At 47.1% G+C, this 19,728-nt stretch carries 17 protein-coding genes; 11 read left to right on the top strand and 6 right to left on the bottom strand.

Annotated features, from left to right (window positions below; translation table 11 throughout):
* Positions 1 to 229 precede the first annotated feature (229 nt).
* Genes ccoG through R2S67_RS20105 form a run of 3 tightly spaced genes read left to right on the top strand, consistent with a single transcriptional unit; the run spans position 230 to position 3,329 of the window.
* Positions 230 to 1,651: a cytochrome c oxidase accessory protein CcoG gene (gene ccoG / locus R2S67_RS20115; RefSeq protein ID WP_046874594.1), complete on the top strand. Its 1,422-nt coding sequence runs from the start codon at positions 230 to 232 to the stop codon at positions 1,649 to 1,651.
* Between the two features lie 54 nt (positions 1,652 to 1,705).
* Positions 1,706 to 2,692, top strand: a complete 987-nt coding sequence (locus R2S67_RS20110) for a serine/threonine protein kinase (RefSeq protein ID WP_317346764.1) — start codon at positions 1,706 to 1,708, stop codon at positions 2,690 to 2,692.
* A 34-nt stretch (positions 2,693 to 2,726) separates the two neighbouring features.
* Entirely contained in the window at positions 2,727 to 3,329 is a 603-nt protein-coding gene (locus R2S67_RS20105; protein WP_005379036.1) for a thiol:disulfide interchange protein DsbA/DsbL, read from the top strand.
* A 45-nt stretch (positions 3,330 to 3,374) separates the two neighbouring features.
* Here the strand turns inward: R2S67_RS20105 and R2S67_RS20100 are convergent, their stop codons facing one another.
* The gene (locus tag R2S67_RS20100; protein ID WP_317346746.1) at positions 3,375 to 4,253 is read right to left on the bottom strand and encodes an acyltransferase; all 879 of its coding nucleotides are present in this window, start codon (positions 4,251 to 4,253) and stop codon (positions 3,375 to 3,377) included.
* Between the two features lie 149 nt (positions 4,254 to 4,402).
* Between R2S67_RS20100 and R2S67_RS20095 the strand changes: the two genes are divergently transcribed.
* Positions 4,403 to 5,359, top strand: a complete 957-nt coding sequence (locus R2S67_RS20095; RefSeq protein ID WP_193448148.1) for a DUF2860 domain-containing protein — start codon at positions 4,403 to 4,405, stop codon at positions 5,357 to 5,359.
* A gap of 57 nt (positions 5,360 to 5,416) precedes the next feature.
* Here R2S67_RS20095 and R2S67_RS20090 read toward each other — a convergent pair whose 3' ends face one another.
* Complete coding sequence (locus R2S67_RS20090; protein WP_145533242.1) at positions 5,417 to 6,940, bottom strand: YifB family Mg chelatase-like AAA ATPase; 1,524 nt, start codon at positions 6,938 to 6,940, stop codon at positions 5,417 to 5,419.
* Positions 6,941 to 7,404: 464 nt separating this feature from the next.
* On the opposite strand from R2S67_RS20090, the gene ilvG reads away from it, so the two are divergent.
* Genes ilvG through ilvA form a run of 5 tightly spaced genes read left to right on the top strand, consistent with a single transcriptional unit; the run spans position 7,405 to position 13,704 of the window.
* Entirely contained in the window at positions 7,405 to 9,051 is a 1,647-nt protein-coding gene (gene ilvG, locus R2S67_RS20085) for an acetolactate synthase 2 catalytic subunit (protein ID WP_065646619.1), read from the top strand.
* Between the two features lie 11 nt (positions 9,052 to 9,062).
* A complete protein-coding gene (ilvM, locus tag R2S67_RS20080; protein WP_005378958.1) occupies positions 9,063 to 9,347 on the top strand; it encodes an acetolactate synthase 2 small subunit in 285 nt (94 codons plus the stop codon).
* A gap of 12 nt (positions 9,348 to 9,359) precedes the next feature.
* The gene (ilvE, locus tag R2S67_RS20075; RefSeq protein ID WP_317346744.1) at positions 9,360 to 10,298 is read left to right on the top strand and encodes a branched-chain-amino-acid transaminase; all 939 of its coding nucleotides are present in this window, start codon (positions 9,360 to 9,362) and stop codon (positions 10,296 to 10,298) included.
* Between the two features lie 14 nt (positions 10,299 to 10,312).
* On the top strand, positions 10,313 to 12,154 hold the full coding sequence (ilvD, locus tag R2S67_RS20070) for a dihydroxy-acid dehydratase (protein WP_317346743.1): 1,842 nt from the start codon (positions 10,313 to 10,315) through the stop codon (positions 12,152 to 12,154).
* Between the two features lie 2 nt (positions 12,155 to 12,156).
* The gene (ilvA, locus tag R2S67_RS20065; protein WP_317346742.1) at positions 12,157 to 13,704 is read left to right on the top strand and encodes a threonine ammonia-lyase, biosynthetic; all 1,548 of its coding nucleotides are present in this window, start codon (positions 12,157 to 12,159) and stop codon (positions 13,702 to 13,704) included.
* Positions 13,705 to 13,759: 55 nt separating this feature from the next.
* On the opposite strand, the gene punR is transcribed toward ilvA, so the two are convergent.
* On the bottom strand, positions 13,760 to 14,662 hold the full coding sequence (gene punR / locus R2S67_RS20060) for a DNA-binding transcriptional activator PunR (RefSeq protein ID WP_317346741.1): 903 nt from the start codon (positions 14,660 to 14,662) through the stop codon (positions 13,760 to 13,762).
* A 152-nt stretch (positions 14,663 to 14,814) separates the two neighbouring features.
* Between punR and punC the strand changes: the two genes are divergently transcribed.
* Positions 14,815 to 16,020 carry a purine nucleoside transporter PunC gene (punC, locus tag R2S67_RS20055; protein WP_031780373.1) on the top strand — a complete coding sequence of 402 codons (1,206 nt, stop codon included), beginning with the start codon at positions 14,815 to 14,817 and terminating at the stop codon, positions 16,018 to 16,020.
* 45 nt (positions 16,021 to 16,065) lie between these two features.
* On the opposite strand, the gene R2S67_RS20050 is transcribed toward punC, so the two are convergent.
* The gene (locus R2S67_RS20050; protein ID WP_104970000.1) at positions 16,066 to 16,842 is read right to left on the bottom strand and encodes a transporter substrate-binding domain-containing protein; all 777 of its coding nucleotides are present in this window, start codon (positions 16,840 to 16,842) and stop codon (positions 16,066 to 16,068) included.
* A gap of 115 nt (positions 16,843 to 16,957) precedes the next feature.
* Here R2S67_RS20050 and R2S67_RS20045 point away from each other — a divergent pair, with 115 nt between their 5' ends.
* A complete protein-coding gene (locus R2S67_RS20045; protein ID WP_301615955.1) occupies positions 16,958 to 17,698 on the top strand; it encodes an amino acid ABC transporter permease in 741 nt (246 codons plus the stop codon).
* 81 nt (positions 17,699 to 17,779) lie between these two features.
* On the opposite strand, the gene glmU is transcribed toward R2S67_RS20045, so the two are convergent.
* On the bottom strand, positions 17,780 to 19,141 hold the full coding sequence (glmU, locus tag R2S67_RS20040; RefSeq protein WP_005394079.1) for a bifunctional UDP-N-acetylglucosamine diphosphorylase/glucosamine-1-phosphate N-acetyltransferase GlmU: 1,362 nt from the start codon (positions 19,139 to 19,141) through the stop codon (positions 17,780 to 17,782).
* A gap of 149 nt (positions 19,142 to 19,290) precedes the next feature.
* Positions 19,291 to 19,713, bottom strand: a complete 423-nt coding sequence (locus tag R2S67_RS20035; RefSeq protein WP_005378937.1) for a F0F1 ATP synthase subunit epsilon — start codon at positions 19,711 to 19,713, stop codon at positions 19,291 to 19,293.
* Between the last annotated feature and the right edge of the window lie 15 nt (positions 19,714 to 19,728).

The raw sequence follows: 19,728 nt of genomic DNA, 5'->3' as shown, positions 1-19,728 counted from the left end.
TTATAACTGTTCAGCCAATTATCAGGTTAACTGTACTGACTTTTGTTGTTAAACGTTGACTGCGTTAAAGAAAAGGAATTGTTATTGATTGTATAATCGCCATTCATCAGTATTTACTAAAATAATTATGTCCGGTCATGATTTATGATAAGGACGAAGTAGCAATGTCATCGAGCGACATCAATAGAAATGACGCCGTACATTATAAAAGCCTAAGAAGGATGAGTGCATGAGTCAGGATAAGATCGATATCAAAGATGTGACTCCTAAAACCTACAACCCTAAGACTCATAAAGGGAATGGGGATCGGTTCAACCCAAGTAATCGCATCTATGTACGCGAAAGCAAAGGGACTTACCAGAAACTGCGTCGTTACGGTGGTTGGTTCTTACTGCTTCTCTTCGCTTTGATACCGTGGATCCCTTACGGTGAACGTCAAGCTATCTTGCTCGATATTGGCAACCAGCAGTTCAACTTTTTCGGTACCACGTTGTATCCGCAAGATCTTACCCTACTCGCCTTGCTATTTGTGATCGCGGCGTTTGGGTTGTTCTTTATTACCACCTTCTTAGGTCGAGTTTGGTGTGGCTATCTCTGCCCACAAACCGTCTGGACCTTCATGTATATCTGGTTTGAAGAGAAGCTAGAGGGCAGCGCCAATAAGCGTCGTAAGCAGGACTCCAATAAGCTGACGGCAAATTTAGCGATGCGCAAAACCGTCAAACATATCGCTTGGTTTGCCATTGCGCTCGCCACTGGTTTTACTTTTGTTGGCTACTTCGTACCAATGAAGCAATTGGTTATCGACTTTTTCACCTTTAACGCCACCTTCTGGCCCGTCTTTTGGATCATGTTCTTTGCCATTTGTACTTATGGTAATGCTGGTTGGATGCGTTCCATCATGTGTATCCACATGTGTCCTTATGCGCGCTTCCAGTCTGCCATGTTTGATAAAGACACCTTCATCGTTGGCTATGATGCCAAACGTGGTGAAAAACGTGGTCCACGTCCGCGCAAAGCCGATCCAAAGCAACTTGGTTTGGGGGATTGTATTGATTGTGACTTGTGTGTGCAGGTGTGCCCAACAGGTATCGATATTCGTGACGGCTTACAATATGAATGTATTAACTGTGGTGCCTGTATTGATGCGTGTGACAACACCATGGATCGCATGGGTTACGAGAAAGGACTAATCAGCTACACCACAGAGCATCGCTTATCGGGTAAGAGTACCAAAGTCATGCGTCCGAAGCTGCTGGGCTATGGAGCTGTGCTACTGGTCATGATTGGTCTGTTCTTTGCTCAAATCGCAGCGGTAGACCCAGCAGGCATGAGTGTTATTCGCGACCGTAACCAACTGTTCCGAGTAAATAGCTCAGGCGAAGTAGAAAACACCTACACCCTCAAAGTGATCAACAAAACCCAGCAAGTGCAAGAGTACTCGTTGGATGTTGAAGGGCTATCCGATGTAAGCTGGTACGGTAAGCAGACAATTCAGGTACAGCCAGGTGAAGTATTGAACTTACCAATGAGCCTTGGCGCCGATCCTGACAAGCTAAACTCTGCGATTACGACAATTCAGTTTATACTCACCGATAAGAGCAACGAATTCACCATTGAAGTGGAAAGCCGCTTTATAAAAAAACTATAGCGTCTACTTCAGTGACTAATGGAAAAAGGCTCAGCAATGAGCCTTTTTGTTTATATGTCCCAAAGTATGTTTAACTTTGACGCCCTTACCCCAGATTTTATGTGGTACGCGTTAGAAAGCATCGGCGTTCGCGCAGAATCAGGCTTTCTTCCCCTCAATAGCTACGAAAACCGTGTTTATCAATTCACTGACGAAGAGCGTCGTCGTTATGTCGTCAAGTTCTACCGCCCTGAACGTTGGAGCAACGAACAGATCCAAGAGGAGCACGACTTCACTTTAGAACTGATTGGCAACGAAATCCCCATCGCACCACCTGTGCGCATCAACGGTGAAACCCTTCATCACTATCAAGGCTATGCATTTGCGCTGTTTGAGAGCGTAGGTGGTCGCCAGTACGAGGTTGACAACTTAGATCAGCTCGAAGGTGTAGGGCGTTTCCTTGGCCGAATCCATAAAGTCGGCAGCCGCCAAGCCTTCCAACATCGCCCAACGATTGGCTTGCAAGAATACCTGTATCAACCAAGAGAGATTCTGCAAAACGCCAACATGATTCCAATGCACTTGGAGAACAGCTTCTTCAATAACTTGGATATGCTGATCAAATCGATTGAAAGCCACTGGCAAGAAAGCTTCAATATCATTCGTTTGCATGGCGATTGCCACCCAGGCAATATTTTGTGGCGAGATGGCCCTATGTTTGTTGATTTGGATGACGCTCGTAACGGCCCTGCTGTGCAGGACTTATGGATGCTACTGAACGGTGAACGCCAAGACAAACTTATGCAGCTGGATATTGTTTTAGAAGCTTATCAAGAGTTTTGCGACTTTAACCCCGCAGAATTGAAACTAATTGAGCCACTTCGCGGTCTACGAATGGTGCACTATATGGCATGGCTAGCAAAACGTTGGCATGACCCTGCGTTTCCTCTCGCTTTTCCATGGTTTAATGAGCCAAAATACTGGGAAGGTCAGGTCCTTGCATTTAAAGAGCAGATCGCCGCTTTAGAAGAAGCACCGCTGTCTTTAATGCCTCAATGGTAAGTCAGGCCACAAATTCAAAAATGGAGATATTTCGATGAAAAAACTGTTCGCACTGTTTTCTATGCTGATGCTAAGCCTGTCGGCACATGCAGCGCAATTCAAAGAAGGTGAACATTACAAAGTATTGGATCTTGAGGCATCAAAAAAACCTCTTGTGACGGAGTTTTTCTCTTTCTACTGCCCGCACTGTAATAGCTTTGAACCTGTTATCCAGCAACTGAAAAAGCAGTTGCCAGAAGGCACTAAACTACTAAAAAACCACGTTTCTTTCATGGGTGGCAACATGGGCCCATCAATGAGCAAAGCCTACGCGACCATGGTTGCACTAAAAGTGGAAGACAAAATGGTGCCAGTGATGTTTAACCGCATCCACAATCTAAAGAAGGCGCCACGTAACGATGAAGAGCTTCGCCAAATCTTCCTTGATGAAGGTGTAGACGCGAAGAAATTCGACTCTGCATTCAAAGGCTTTGCGGTTGATTCCATGGTTCGCCGTATGGACAAGCAATTTGAAAACAGCGGTCTAACCGGCGTTCCTGCGGTTATCGTTAACAACAAATACCTAGTTCAAGCACAAAGCATCAAGACGATGGATGAGTACTTCTCTCTGGTGAACTACTTGCTGACACTAAAATAAGCGCATCGATATCAATCAAAAGGGGAGCTCATCGCTCCCCTTTGTTTATTTGTAAATCTCTTGTAGCAACCGATCTTTTTCTTGCCACACATCACCCAACCATTGCTGAAATTGTCGCTTATAGGGCTTATCGTTAAAGTAATCACCAAGCACTCGTTCATTGACGGGCAACACATTCACACGCACAACAACCTTGCCCATTCGGCCCATTAATAAATCCTTGAATGGCTTATTTGTATTTTCTGGGTACGCAAGCGTCACATCGATAATGTTCTCGAACTGCTCCCCCATTGCCGCTAACGTGTATGCGATCCCGCCCGATTTTGGTTGCAGCAAATATTGGTAGCTCGTCTTACTCTTACGCTGTTTTTCTTCGGTAAATCGAGTGCCTTCGACATAATTAACCACTGTGGTTGGTGCATGTTTGAACTTGGCGCACGAGCGACGTGTCGTCTCTAAATCTTGACCTCGTTTGTGCGGGTTGCGGATCAGATACTCTCGCGAATAACGACGCATAAATGGCATGTCGAGCGCCCAACACGCCATCCCAATGAAAGGCACATACAACAGTTGTTGTTTGAGGAAAAACTTCGGCATAGGAATGCGGTCTTTAAACACGCAGCAAAGCACCACAATATCGGTCCAACTGAGATGATTACTGATCAACAGATACCACCCGTCTTTTTTCAGCGCCTCACCGCCCTGAACATCCCAGTCAACACGGTTAGAAACCGCCAGAATGCCCGCATTGACGGTAGCCCATAACCACATCACCTTGTTGGCACAAGCGGTCGCTTTCGCTTTTAGCTCCACGCTTGGAAGCAATACTTTAAACACAGCGATAATACAAATTGCGAGTGAACACAGCGCAGAATTGATAATCACAAAAGAAGCGTTAAAAAAAAATAACAAATATGCCAACATGATAGTCAAACAACAGTGATAATGTGTGAAGAATAAAACAGCGTGTAATTATACTGCGCCTTTGCCACATTGGAATATGCGTGGGAATGGTCAGATTTGTTACCTCAACCAATATTTGCACCACTCATTCGACAATAAGGAGATAACGAATGAAACCAAGGCTAATTCTCTTGCCTTTGGCCTTTGTCGTCAGTTCTGCTCAGGCTCAACTCGCTGAAACCGCAGGTTTTGGCGGTGAAATTTCGCTGAATGCCGGATTTGTATCATCAGAATCCAACTTCAATACGGAAAATAGTAACACCATCGATTCTCTCGATAAGCGCGCCGATAGTGACAGCTCCGTTATCGCTGCGCCGCTAGGAAGCATTACTTACACTTTTGGTAACCGACTCAATCACCAAGTGTACGCGGGTACCACACGTTCCGATGTCGCGGTTGGTACACTCGCTTTTCAGCTGGGCTATCAACACGAGTTGCCATCCGGCACCGTGCTCGATATTTCCTATCTACCGACCGTGCTCAAAAGCGAAACTTGGCGTAACCCATATCAAGTCGGAATCGCCCGTCAAGAAACGGATGTGGACGGCAATGCCTATCGCTTTCAAATCAAGGGATTGATTGATAAAAACTTCAACCTTGATCTCGCTTATGCTGATAAAGACATTGAGCAAGAAGAAGTAACGGACCGTTCACTCGCTCGCGATGCGAGCCTTTACTACGTTAAAGGTGACTATCGGATTTCACTTAATCAAACATCCATGTTGCAACCGGCGTTTACCTACATTAATCAAGATGCCGACGGTAAGGCGGAATCATTTGATTCGTACGGGTTTGACATCAGTTGGTTTAAATTTATCAACCGCCATCGGTTGGCCCTCACCGCAGGTTATGCATGGAAAGACTATCAAGCCGCTAGCCAAACTTTTGCTAAAATACGAAATGACGACACCGTCAGCCTATTTGCAGCCTATGAATATCAAAACGTATTTGACTGGCAAAACTGGTCGTTCATTTCTTTAGCCGGCTACAGCCAAACGGACTCAAATATCACGTTCTATGATGAGAAAGAGTACCTGTTGTCTCTTGGTCTCAACTACACCTTCTAACGTCCTTCATCGCGACAAGGCACTTACAACACTTGTTGCGGTGATATTTGCACGTCTCTATACCGCTTGCGCCGTGAGTTGTTTCAGTAAGCGGTCCATCGCTCGATACCCAAGCGCCTCGGCTAAGTGCGCTCGTTCAATCTGCTCCGCCCCATCAAGATCGGCGATTGTTCGCGCCACTTTGATAATGCGATGATACGCGCGAATCGAAAGCCCCAAACGATGCAAAGCGGTTTCAAGAAACTCCGCATCACTTTTGTGTAAGGGGCAAAACGCCTCGATTTCTCGACTGCCTAACAAAGCATTTACCTTACCGCTGCGGTTCAACATATTGGTACGCGCATGATTCACACGTTCTTTAACGATAGCGGTCGGCTCACCGCGATCACCACCTTCTGCTAATGTCCCTTTGGGCAAAGCTGGGATTTCTAAAGACATATCAAAGCGATCTAACAGTGGTCCAGATAATCGACCAAGGTAGCGCAAAATGGCTTGTGGATTGGTGCGCGCTTGATTGCCTTCATAATATCCTGTCGGACTTGGGTTCAATGCTCCAACTAATTGGAAGCGAGCCGGAAAGCGTGTTTTACCTTGCGCTCGAGAGATAATGATCTCACCAGATTCGAGCGGTTCGCGTAACGAGTCCAGCACCTTTCGGTCAAATTCGGGCATTTCGTCGAGAAACAACAAGCCGTTGTGGGCTAAAGAGATCTCCCCGGGTCTGGGTACCGAGCCACCGCCAACTAATGCAGCCATTGAACTTGAATGATGCGGAGAGCGAAACGGACGCGACTTCCAATTATGCTCATTAATTTCACTTTGTGTCAGCGATGCCACCGAAGCGGTTTCCATTGCTTCTTCGTCACTCATTTCCGGTAATAAGTCACACAAGCGCGAAGCCAACATGGTTTTCCCGGTACCTGGCGGGCCAAGGAAAAGTAAGTTGTGGTTTCCAGCGGCAGCAATCTCCAGTGCGCGCTTACCTTGTTGTTGGCCAATAATATCTTGTAAGTCTCGACCATGTTTTTCGATCGTTTTTCGCTTAGGCGTTTGAAAAAGATTCAGTCGATGTTGACCACAAAGCTCAGCACATACTTCCAGTAATGATTGGGCCGATTTATGTTGTTCCTTCCCCACCAGCGCCGCCTGATCGCCATTCACATGTGGGACCACTAAATGACGTTGAATCTTACTGGCTTCCAGCGCAGCAGGCAGCACACCTTTTACAGGTCTCAGACCACCAGATAGCGCTAACTCGCCAACAAATTCGTAGTTTTTAAGCTTATCTGTCGCGATTTGCTCCGAAGCGGCCAAAATCCCCAATGCGATAGGAAGATCAAAACGCCCTCCCTCTTTGGGCAAATCTGCTGGAGCTAAATTAACGGTGATCCGCTTAGCTGGAAACTGAAAATTAGAATTAATGATCGCGCTACGAACGCGATCTTTGGACTCTTTTACCGTCGTCTCTGGCAGCCCTACCAAGGTAAACCCGGGCATACCATTGCTAATATGAACTTCTACACTAACCGATGGCGCTTGCACCCCGACGCTTGCTCGACTATGAATGATTGCCAGCCCCATACGTTCCTCAATTTATTGAACACTCTGTAAACAAATGTTTTATCTAGTTGGTTATGTTATATACCGCGTCCCAATTGAGAGTTAATGTGAAAAAAGAATGACTTTTTGCTTGTCATGCAGCGGAATTGTGTGATACCACTAATGACGCAAACAATTTCGTAGAACATTACACAACATTTTTTAACGAAAAAAGAACGACAGACAGATGAACCTTTTCGCTCATATCAACGCACTGCTAGCCCTGATTATCGTGGTCATTATTGGCACCGCGCGGGGTATTGTGGGCGAAAGGTAACCACAAATTACAAAAAACCCCCGCACTGAAAAGTCCGGGGGTTTTTTTACAACTACAAGTTGTCATCTGTCTAACCCTCGGACAGTTTAACGGGAAGAATGGGAGTGCACATGAAGTGCAATAAATATGGCAATAGCTACGAGCCACAACGTAGCAAAGGAGGTTTACGATGACTGGTGCACAACTTGTCGTAGCCGCTTTAAGACAGCAAGGCATCGAAACCGTTTTTGGCTACCCTGGCGGGGCCATCATGCCAATCTACGATGCTTTGTATGACGGAGGGGTGGAGCACATCCTATGCCGTCATGAGCAAGGGGCCGCCATGGCCGCCATCGGTATGGCTCGTTCCACACAAGACGTTGCCGTATGCATGGCAACTTCCGGCCCAGGGGCCACTAACCTTGTTACCGGCCTTGCCGACGCTTTCCTTGACTCCGTACCTCTAGTTGCCATCACAGGCCAGGTTGCTAGCTCTCATATCGGTACCGATGCATTCCAAGAAATGGATGTGATCGGAATGTCCCTAGCCTGTACCAAGCACAGCTATCTCGTGACCGAAATTGAAGACCTAGCGCCGACACTTGCCGAAGCCTTTGAGGTCGCAAAAACCGGTCGTCCGGGTCCAGTCATTGTCGATATCGCCAAAGACGTTCAACTGGCTCAAACCCCAACAGATCTACTGCCTCCATACGTAGCGCCTGCAATCGCAGACGTCAGCGCTGAAGACATTAAGCGCGCGCAAGATGTACTGGCAGCATCAACTCGCCCAGTGTTGTATGTTGGTGGTGGCGTGCAACTCGCGAAAGCAACCGATGCAGTACGCGAATTCCTTCGCTTAAACCCAATGCCAGCAGTTAGCACACTAAAAGGCCTCGGTACCATTGAACGCCATGACCCTCACTATCTTGGTATGTTGGGCATGCACGGCACCAAAGCCGCTAACCTAGTGGTTCAAGAAGCCGATCTATTGATCGTGGTTGGCGCGCGCTTTGATGACCGTGTGACGGGTAAGCTCGACACGTTTGCACCAAATGCGAAAGTGATTCACATCGACATTGATGCTGCGGAGATTCATAAACTGCGCCACGCCAACGCACCATTGCGTGGCGACATCAACACCATTCTTCCTCAGCTAGAGCTGACTCAAGATATCTCACCGTGGGTACATCACAGTGAAAGTCTGCGCAGCGGCTTTAAGTGGCGTTACGACCACCCGGGCGAGTTAATCTACGCGCCGCTATTGCTTAAACAACTGTCAGACATGATGCCAGACAGCTCAATTGTCTCGACTGATGTCGGTCAGCACCAGATGTGGGCAGCGCAACATATCCAGCCACGCGAACCACAAAATTTCATCACTTCTGCTGGCCTTGGCACCATGGGCTTTGGCTTGCCAGCAGCGATGGGTGCAGCAGTCGCACGTCCTGATGATCAGTCTATCCTTATTACAGGTGACGGTTCATTTATGATGAACGTGCAGGAATTGGGCACGCTGAAGCGTCGTCAGATTCCAGTGAAGATTGTCCTTCTTAATAACCAACGTCTTGGCATGGTTCGCCAATGGCAGTCATTGTTCTTTGACGGCCGCCACAGCGAAACCATTCTTGATGACAACCCAGACTTCGTGATGCTTGCCAAAGCGTTCGATATCCCGGGCAAAACCATCACCAAGAAAGAAGAAGTCGAACCTGCTCTCAAAGAGATGCTAGCGAGTGAAACTTCTTACATGCTTCACGTTTTGATTGATGAAGAAGAAAACGTGTGGCCATTGGTGCCACCTGGCGCATCAAACAGTGATATGTTGGAAAATACATAGGAGACAATCGCATGGACAGATATTTACTCGACATCAAAGCCGATGACAAACCGGTACTGTTGGAGCGCGTTCTACGTGTGATTCGTCACCGAGGCTTCGTGATCAAACAAGTCGCTGCTACGCAAAACCATGAAAGTAAAGTAGCCAGCGTCGAGATCATCGTCGACAGCGATCGACCAATCTCGTTTTTGATCAATCAAATAGAGAAGTTGTGGGACGTTCGTAAGGTTGAGGTGCTAAAAATCCGCAACGATGAACTGCCAAATCACAACTTACAACAACACGTAAGTGCATAAGGAAGGCAACAAATGGCAACGAAAACTGCAGATTTCATTTGGTTTAATGGTGAGATGGTTCCATGGGCAGAGGCTAACGTTCACGTTCTGACTCACGCAATTCATTATGGTACATCCGTGTTTGAAGGCGTGCGCTGTTACAACACACCAAAAGGCCCAATTGTCTTCCGTCACCGTGAGCATGCACAACGTTTAAAAGATTCCGCCAAGATTTACCGTTTCCCGATCCCTTTTTCTGTAGAAGAAATCATGGAAGCAACGCGTGAAACACTGCGCCAAAACAAACTCGATAGCGCTTACATTCGTCCATTAGGTTTTGTCGGTAATGTTGGTTTGGGCGTGTGCCCACCAGTTGGCACTGAAATGGATCTAATCATTGCGGCATTCCCTTGGGGCTCTTACTTAGGCGAAGAAGCGCTAGAGAAAGGCGTGGATGCGATGATTTCAAGCTGGAACCGCGCGGCACCAAACACCATCCCGACAGCAGCTAAGGCCGGCGGTAACTACCTATCTTCACTACTGGTTGGTGGTGAAGCCCGTCGTCACGGATACGACGAAGGTATCGCACTGAGCGTTGATGGTTACCTATCTGAAGGGGCTGGCGAAAACATCTTCGTTATCAAAGATGGCGTGATCACCACACCACCAGCAACCAGCGCGATTCTGCCTGGCATCACTCGTGATTCGATCATGACGATTGCACGCGATAAAGGCTACGAAGTACGTGAAGCCAACATTGCTCGTGAAGCCCTTTACCTTGCCGATGAAGTCTTCATGACAGGTACTGCGGCTGAAATTGTGCCAGTGGCAACCATCGACAAAATTGAAGTGGGCACAGGTAAACGCGGCCCAATCACTAAAGAACTACAAGCAGCCTACTTTGGCCTATTTGACGGCACCACGGAAGATAAGTGGGGCTGGTTAGACTATGTGTACCCAGAAAAGAAGTAAGAAGGATTTAAGAAATGCCAAAATATAGATCAACTACCACCACACATGGTCGTAACATGGCGGGGGCACGCGCGCTGTGGCGTGCAACGGGCGTGAAAGAAGAAGACTTCGGTAAACCAATCATCGCCGTAGTGAACTCGTTTACTCAATTTGTTCCGGGTCACGTACATCTTAAAGACATGGGTCAGCTTGTCGCACGTGAAATTGAAAAATCAGGCGGCATCGCGAAAGAGTTCAACACCATCGCGGTCGATGATGGTATCGCAATGGGTCACGGCGGCATGCTGTATTCACTGCCATCGCGTGAGCTGATTGCAGACTCAGTAGAGTACATGGTGAATGCACACTGTGCCGATGCCATGGTGTGTATCTCTAACTGTGACAAAATCACTCCGGGAATGTTGATGGCATCTATGCGTCTTAACATCCCTGTTATCTTTGTTTCTGGTGGTCCAATGGAAGCGGGTAAAACCAAGCTTTCTGATCAGATCATCAAACTAGACCTTGTTGATGCGATGATCCAAGGCGCGGATCCAAAAGTGTCTGATGAGCAAAGTGAGCAGATCGAACGTAGCGCATGTCCAACGTGTGGATCGTGTTCAGGCATGTTCACCGCAAACTCGATGAACTGTCTAACAGAAGCCCTGGGTCTTTCTCAGCCGGGCAACGGTTCTATGCTGGCGACGCACGCAGACCGTGAACAGCTGTTCCTTAATGCAGGTCGTCGCATCGTTGAACTGACTCGTCGTTACTACGAGCAAGATGACGAATCAGCACTGCCTCGCAACATCGCAACTTATGATGCCTTCGAAAATGCAATGGCACTGGATATCGCCATGGGCGGCTCGACCAACACCATTTTGCACCTATTGGCTGCAGCGCAAGAAGGTGAAGTGGATTTCGATATGGAAGATATCGATCGCCTGTCTCGCCAAGTACCACACCTATGTAAAGTGGCACCATCTACCCAGAAATATCATATGGAAGACGTACACCGCGCTGGTGGCGTAATGGCGATTCTTGGTGAATTGGATCGTGCTGGTCTACTGCACAATGATGCTCGCACCGTACTGGGTCTTTCAATGAAAGAGCAGTTGGCAAAATACGACATCATCCAAACGGAAGACGAAGAGGTACTTAAGTTCTACCGCGCAGGCCCAGCGGGTATTCGTACCACCCAAGCGTTTTCGCAAGATTGTCGTTGGGATCGCCTTGATGACGACCGTGCAGAAGGTTGTATTCGCGCGAAAGACAACGCCTTCAGCCAAGAAGGTGGCCTAGCCGTTCTATCAGGCAACATCGCATTGGATGGCTGTATCGTTAAGACAGCCGGTGTTGATGAAAGCATTCTTAAGTTTACTGGTCCGGCTGTGGTATTTGAAAGCCAAGAAGATGCGGTGGAAGGCATCTTAGGAGGTAAAGTGAAAGCCGGTGATGTGGTTGTTATCCGTTATGAAGGTCCAAAAGGTGGCCCAGGCATGCAAGAAATGCTTTACCCAACCACTTACCTAAAATCGATGGGCCTTGGTAAAGAATGTGCACTGCTGACTGACGGTCGTTTCTCTGGTGGTACATCAGGACTCTCTATCGGCCATGCTTCTCCTGAAGCCGCTAACGGCGGTGCTATTGGACTGGTGAAACCGGGCGATATGATCGCGATTGATATTCCGAACCGTTCAATTTCACTCGAAGTGTCTGAACAAGAACTTGCAGAGCGCCGTGCAAAACAAGATGAACTAGGCTGGAAACCTGTTGATCGTCAAAGAGAAGTTTCCTTTGCACTTAAAGCGTACGCGAGCATGGCCACCAGTGCTGACAAGGGTGCAGTACGAGACAAGTCGAAGCTAGAGGGCTAGCAATGATGGAATCTCAACCCGAAAAGAAAGTAAATCAAACTGGCGCAGACTATCTGCGCCAAATCCTCCGCGCTCCGGTGTATGAAGTCGCAACAGTAACACCACTGCAAGAAATGCCACGATTGTCTGCACGTATTGGTAACAATGTGCAAATCAAGCGCGAAGATCGCCAACCCGTGCACTCATTTAAATTACGCGGTGCGTACAACATGGTGGCAAGCCTAACTGAAGCACAAAAAGCCGCTGGTGTCATCGCTGCATCGGCAGGTAACCACGCTCAAGGCATGGCACTGTCTGGCACTAAGCTGGGCATCAAAACCACCATCGTGATGCCAAAGACCACGCCGGATATCAAAGTCGACGCCGTACGCAGCTTTGGTGGCAATGTGGTGCTGCACGGCAGCAACTTTGATGAAGCAAAAGCAGAAGCCGAACGTTTGTCAGAGCAATATGGCTATACTTTTGTGCCCCCCTTTGATCACCCACTGGTGATCGCAGGTCAAGGCACCATCGGTATGGAAATGCTGCAGCAAAATGGTCACCTTGATTACATCTTTGTTCCTGTCGGTGGCGGCGGTTTGGCCGCTGGTGTTGCGGTACTTGTGAAGCAACTCATGCCAGAAATCAAAGTGATTGCGGTCGAGCCAGAAGATTCTTCATGCCTCAAAGCGGCATTGGATGCAGGTGAACCAGTAGTATTAGACCAGGTCAGCATGTTTGCCGATGGCGTCGCTGTAAAACGCATTGGTGAAGAGACGTTTCGTCTGTGCCAAAAGTACATTGATGGCCACATTGCGGTCTCTAGTGATGAAATCTGCGCAGCTGTGAAAGACATCTTTGAAGATACTCGCGCCATTGCTGAGCCTTCGGGGGCGCTTGCTCTGGCGGGGCTGAAGAAATTTGCTGAACAGAACAAGCTGAAAAACAAAAACCTAGGCACGGTACTGTCTGGCGCAAACACCAACTTCCACGGGTTACGCTACGTGTCAGAACGTTGCGAGTTAGGTGAAAAACGTGAAGGTTTATTGGCAGTGACGATCCCTGAACGCCAAGGAGCGTTCTTTGAGTTCTGTAACTTGATTGGCGGCCGTGCAGTTACGGAGTTTAACTATCGTTATAACGATGACGAACTCGCTAATATCTTTGTCGGTGTTCGTCTGCAAGGCGGTCAAGAAGAGTTGGAAAACATCATTCACGATCTACGTGAAGGTGGCTATCCGGTGGTTGACCTTTCTGATGATGAAATGGCGAAGCTACACGTTCGCTACATGATCGGCGGGAAGCCATCGAAGCAACTCAAAGAGCGACTCTACAGCTTTGAATTTCCAGAGTACCCAGGTGCCTTGCTGAAATTCTTAAGCACTCTTGGTACCCATTGGAATATTAGCTTGTTCAACTACCGTAACCACGGCGCAGACTACGGACGCGTTTTATGTGGTTTCGAGTTAGATGAAGGAGATTTAGCTCAGTTTTCGGCACATTTGCGCGAACTTGGCTATCAATGCAAAGACGAAACAGACAACCCGTCTTACAAGTTCTTCCTGTCATAAAACGCCACGCTCCAAACATATCAAATAAAACACCTCGCTATTGCGAGGTGTTTTTTTATGACTGTAACCAATCTTGATGTAGCTGAGTAGGCGATCCTAGGTAATCCACCATCCATTGGATCAATTTATGATTATCATCTTTGCGCCAGACCAAGCAACAATGACTGAGCGGCTTATCATCTGGCATGACCTTCTCCACCAGCACACCATCATTGATTAAGGGTGTTGCAATATGACGTGGCATGTAACCCACGCCCACCCCATTTTTTAAACATTCAATCGCACTATACCAATTGGGCAATAATAATCGGCGCTGTTGCGGATAATGGCCAGTATGGCGTTTTGGCAGCACGTTCGAAGTATCATCAAGACAGATCGCCGGAAATTGACTCACAAACTCTTCAGTAAGTACTTGTTGTCGAACGCAAGGATGAGCGGGTGACATTACAAATGCCCAATCTAATACGCCCATATCTTTGACTTCAAAGTCTCCCCCAACGGGAACCGCAGATGTCGCGCCAACGACAATGTCGGCTCTACCTTGTGCTATGGCTTCCCAAGAGCCATTAAATACTTCCATATTGATCTGCAATTCAGCAAATTCAAACTCGCGATAAAAATCTTCCACCAAAGGTTTGAGCTTCTCTAACTTCACCACGTTATCTAAGGTCAGCTTTAACGTGCTCTTCCATCCCTGAGCCGCTCGGCGCGTTTGTGCTTTCACCTCTTCCATTTGACGCAGCAAAGAGCGAGCCTCAGCCATAAAAAGTTCACCTGCCGGAGTTAACTCCACTTTCCTCGGTAAGCGTCGAAACAGCACCACATCTAAATCTTGCTCGACCTGCCTTACTCCATAGCTGATGGCAGAAGGGACTTTATGCAGCACCTCAGCCGCAGCGGTGAAACTGCCTAAACGAGCAACCGTATCCAGCATTTCCAGAGACGCTTTAGAGAACATGATTTAACCTTTCAAAAAATTTGATTGATAACCAACAATTTTAGCGTTTTATTTTCTTAAAATCGAAAAATAGAATAATAAGGTAAATAAATCAGGGTTGGCGCCAACTGATGTTGATTAAAAAATGATTAAATAATTTGACTGGTTGAATCATGAAAATATCAAAACTACAGCTCATTTATCTGGCAGCATTATCGATGCTTGGCTTCGTTGCTACCGATATGTATCTGCCAGCATTCAAAGCGATGGAAATCGACTTTGCAACAGGCCCTGAGCAAATAGCGCTCTCTTTAACGGTATTCCTAGTTGGTATGGCGGTTGGCCAGCTAATGTGGGGATTGGCATCCGATAAATTTGGCCACCGCAATACACTCGCGGCCGGGTTAGTGCTGTTTACTATCGCATCATTCGGTTTGGCTTTCTGTGACCAAGTATGGCAACTACTGACACTGCGCTTTATCCAAGCTATCGGTGTATGTGCACCAGCAGTGATCTGGCAAGCCATGGTCATTAAACGCTACTCAAGCAGCAGTCAGCAAATTTTCGCAACGATCATGCCGTTAGTCGCGCTATCACCAGCGCTAGCACCTCAATTAGGGGTAGTGTTGGCAGATAACTTCGGCTGGCACAGTATCTTTATTACGCTAACACTAGTTGGTGTCTTCTTGGTCTTTGCGACAATGGCCCAAAAAGACGAGAAAGCAGAAATCAAACAAACCAGTATGTCTGCCGATATCAAAGCGCTGCTAAGCTCTAAAAAATACCTTGGCAACGTGTTTATGTTTGCGACGGCTTCGGCTGCATTCTTTGCTTACCTAACTGGTATGCCAGAAATCATGGCGCAACTAGGCTATGAAGCAAAAGATATTGGTTTGAGCTTTATCCCACAAACTATCGCGTTTATGGCTGGCGGTTACTTGGGTAAAGTCGGCGTTCGTAAATTTGGTGATGAAAAAGTTCTACGTCAGTTGATTGGCCTATTTAGTGTCGCGGCAATAATGATATTCATTGCCTCACAATGGGAACTGTCTTCTATCTGGCCAATTCTAGCGCCTTTCTGTTTAATTGCGGTAGCCAATGGTGCGCTATACCCAATCGTAGTAAACCGCGCGTTGGCAAGTGCTAAGCAAAGCCCTGCAACAGCTGCAGGCCTGCAAAACAGCTTACAAATTACTGTGAGCAGTCTATCAAGCGCATTAGTTGCTGCAATGGCAAGCCAAGCTCAAATGGTAACGGGCGTTGCAATCATCATCTGTATGGGTGGTCTTTGGATGGGTTACATCTTATCTAACCGTGAATTGTCTCAGCACTTCACGACTCCAGACAATGCTCGTGTAGTGAGTGAAGACGAACTTTAATTGTTCAGATAATAAAAAAGAGCCGCGTAATGCGGCTCTTTTTGTTTATAAGCTTTTCAACCCCCACTTCTTGGCAGTCAGCTTGAAAAAGCCTTGGGTCTTTTTCAGCTCAACCCAATGGTTGATGTAATTAATCCATACTTGATCGTCTTGCGGCAACAGCATCGCAATTGGTGTCGGTTTACGCGGAGCGGTCACTGGTACTATCGCCAGTTGTTTAAACTTGTCCACCAACGTCGCTGCTTCCACATTGGACGTCACCGATACATCAGCCCTGCGAGCTAGTAATTCTTGGAAGTCGCGCGCTGGCGCTTCAATCACAATGTGTTGAGCCAGCGGGAAAAACTCTTTCACCATTTTTTCTTGCACCGTTCCTAGTGTCGCCGCGACTTTCACATCAGGCGTATTAAAATCTGCCCAATCAGAGAATTTGGCGAGATCTTTCTTTTGCACAACAGGTACAAAGGCAAGGTAGAAATACGGTTGGCTGTATCCAGCGACTTTCGCGCGCGACATATTCAGGGACGCGCTGCCAGTAATATCATATTTGTTGGCGGTAATGCCATTGACTAGTGTCTTCCAATCCGTGGCTACATACTCTACTTTTACACCGAGATCTTTAGCAAGCTCTGTCGTTACGTCGATATCAAAGCCACGATAACTGTTGGTTGCAGGATCTTTCATCGTCATCGGATTCCAATCTCCCGTCGTTCCAACACGGAGTACACCATTGTCTAAAATGGATTGAAGACGGCTTTCAGCATGAGCAATTTGAGTTGCAGCAAGTAAACACATTCCTAGCGCTAGTAAAATCTTTTTCATTTTTATTCCCTTAAAAATAATGACCTTATACGGTTTAATGATTAACCTTTATTAAAGCTCTATTGATAACATAGCAGCAACAATGGAAGTTTTTTAGTTAATTCAGGGAGTAAATGTGACCTTTCGAACTCTATGGCTGATTTCGCTGCTGTTGCTCACAGGTTGCTCAGATTATCAATGGGGCTGGTATGTGCTCGATCCCTCTACGGAGCAAGGACTCACCAATCTGAAGTTTTTAATCGCCGGATTTAGTGACACCATCCAAGTATCACTCCTCAGTATGTTATTTGCGATGACATTAGGTTTAATCATCGCCCTACCGGCTCTGTCGAACTCTCCCTACTTGAAGTGGATCAACCGCATTTATGTCGAGGTAGTCCGTTCAGTGCCTGTTTTAGTCTTACTACTTTGGGTGTATTACGGCATGCCAACGCTGTTGGATGTCTCACTCAATCACTTTTGGGCGGGTGTTATTGCACTGACCATTGCTGAGAGTGCGTTTATGGCGGAGGTGTTTCGCGGTGGGATACAAGCGATCAGCCGTGGCCAGCATGAAGCGGCTGAATCTTTGGGCTTAAGCTATTGGAAAAAGATGCGCTTGGTAATTCTTCCCCAAGCGTTTCGACAAATTCTCCCACCATTGGGAAATCAATTTGTGTATATCCTGAAGATGAGTTCTTTGGTTAGTGTGATTGGTTTAAGCGATCTCACTCGCCGTGCCAATGAGCTAGTGGTGAATGAGTACTTACCCCTAGAGATTTATACCTTTCTCGTTTTGGAGTACTTGTTGCTCATTCTATTCGTATCCCAAGCCGTTCGTTGGCTCGAAAAACGCATCGCCATTCCTAGTTACTAACGATGAAGCCTTTAGCTAGAAACAACAAAGCCGCTCTTGTTGAGCAGCTTTGACAATATATCTACAGAGTGTAGGTACTGCTTATTTCTGTTTTACAGGGCGTTGCCAGCCATTAATTTTGCGCTCTTTGACGCGAGTAATCACTAACTCGCCTTCTTCAACATCTTTTGTCAGCGTCGTGCCTGCACCGATGGTTGCGCCATCAGCGATAGTGACAGGCGCCACCAGCTGACTATCAGAACCGACAAACACATCATTACCGATGATGGTTTTAAACTTGTTCGCACCATCGTAGTTACAAGTAATCGTACCGGCACCGATGTTCGTACGTTGACCGATTTCAGCATCACCAAGGTAAGTTAGGTGGTTCGCTTTTGAGCCTTCTCCGATACGCGCATTTTTAACTTCTACGAAGTTACCCACATGGGAATCGTTACGCATCTCAGCACCAGGACGAAGGCGAGTAAATGGACCAACGGTACATTCTTCACCAACCGTTGCACCTTCAATCACACTGTAAGGGCGAACGATGGTGTTGTCGTCGATTTCGCAATCTTTCAGTACACAGCCAGCACCGATAACCACGTTATCACCGAGTGATACTTTACCTTCAATGATAACATTCACGTCAATTTCACAGTCCATACCGCACTGCAACTCACCACGCAAATCAAAGCGTGCTGGATCGCGTAGCATCACACCTTGCTCTAGTAGCTTCTGAGCTTGCATTGATTGGAAGGCACGCTCTAGACGAGCCAGTTGAGCACGGTCGTTGACCCCTTCCACTTCAATCGCGTTTACTGGGTGTACTGCCTCGACGGCGCGACCTTCATCGTGTGCGGCTGCAATAACGTCAGTTAGGTAGTACTCGCCTTGCGCGTTGTTATTGTTTAAGCCAGACAACCAACGCTTAAGATCCCCACCAGTCGCAACCATCACACCAGTGTTGATCTCTTTAATTTGCTTTTGTTCTTCCGTTGCGTCTTTTTGCTCAACAATCGCAACAACAGGACCATTTTTACGAATAATACGACCATAACCTGTTGGGTTATCAAGCATCACTGTAAGCAGTGCAATACCACCCGTTGGTTGAGCATCCAACAAGTTCTCGATGGTTTCGGCTGAGATTAATGGCACATCACCATAAAGCACGAGGATTTTCTCATCATCTTCAAAGCGAGGAGATGCTTGGTCAACCGCATGGCCAGTTCCCAACTGATCCGCTTGCAGCACCCAGTTTACTGGTTCTTCAGCAAGAGTGGTTTGCATTTGATCACCACCGTGACCAAATACTAAGTGAATATTTTGTGCACCAAGACCAGTACATGTATCAATCACATGTTTTGCCATTGGCTTCCCTGCCAAAGTGTGTAGCACTTTAGGCATGTTCGAATGCATACGGGTACCTTTACCCGCAGCAAGAATCACAGCACTGAATTTCATTGAGAACCTATTGACGTTTTATGTTAATTGGCCGTTATTTTAAACAGCTCTTTTAAAATAGTTAATGGAGTAAGGTAAATTTCCAACTAAAATTAATCAAAAAGGCGACCATTTGGCCGCCTTTTGTCATGCAACGTTGCTAATTGAGCTTAGCGACGCTTTTTTGTCAGCTCGATAACTCGTAGCTGAGCAATGGCTTTAGCCAGTTCACTGGCCGCTTGTGCGAAGTCCATGTCACCATGCTGATTCTGGATTTGCTCCTCAGCGCGGCGCTTGGCTTCTTCTGCCTTCGCTGCGTCTAGCTCTTCACCACGGATAGCGGTATCAGCCAGTACAGTCGCTGTACCAGGCTGAATCTCTACCATACCACCAGAAACATAAATGATTTCTTCGTGGCCGTGCTGTTTCACAATACGCACCATACCAGGCTTGATAGCGGTCAGCAGCGGTGTGTGACCATGGAAAATACCAAGTTCACCTTCGCTACCGGTCACCTGAAACGTTTCAACACGACCAGAGAAGATTTTCTTCTCAGCGCTTACTACGTCTAGGTGAAAGGTTATTGCTGCCATATCGCCTCCTAGTTA

It is taken from the genome of Vibrio sp. T13N (assembly GCF_032970445.1).
Taxonomy (GTDB): Bacteria; Pseudomonadota; Gammaproteobacteria; order Enterobacterales; family Vibrionaceae; genus Vibrio; species Vibrio diabolicus.
Note: the sequence above shows the minus strand (reverse complement) of the source record. Positions and strands in the feature narration are given on the sequence as shown.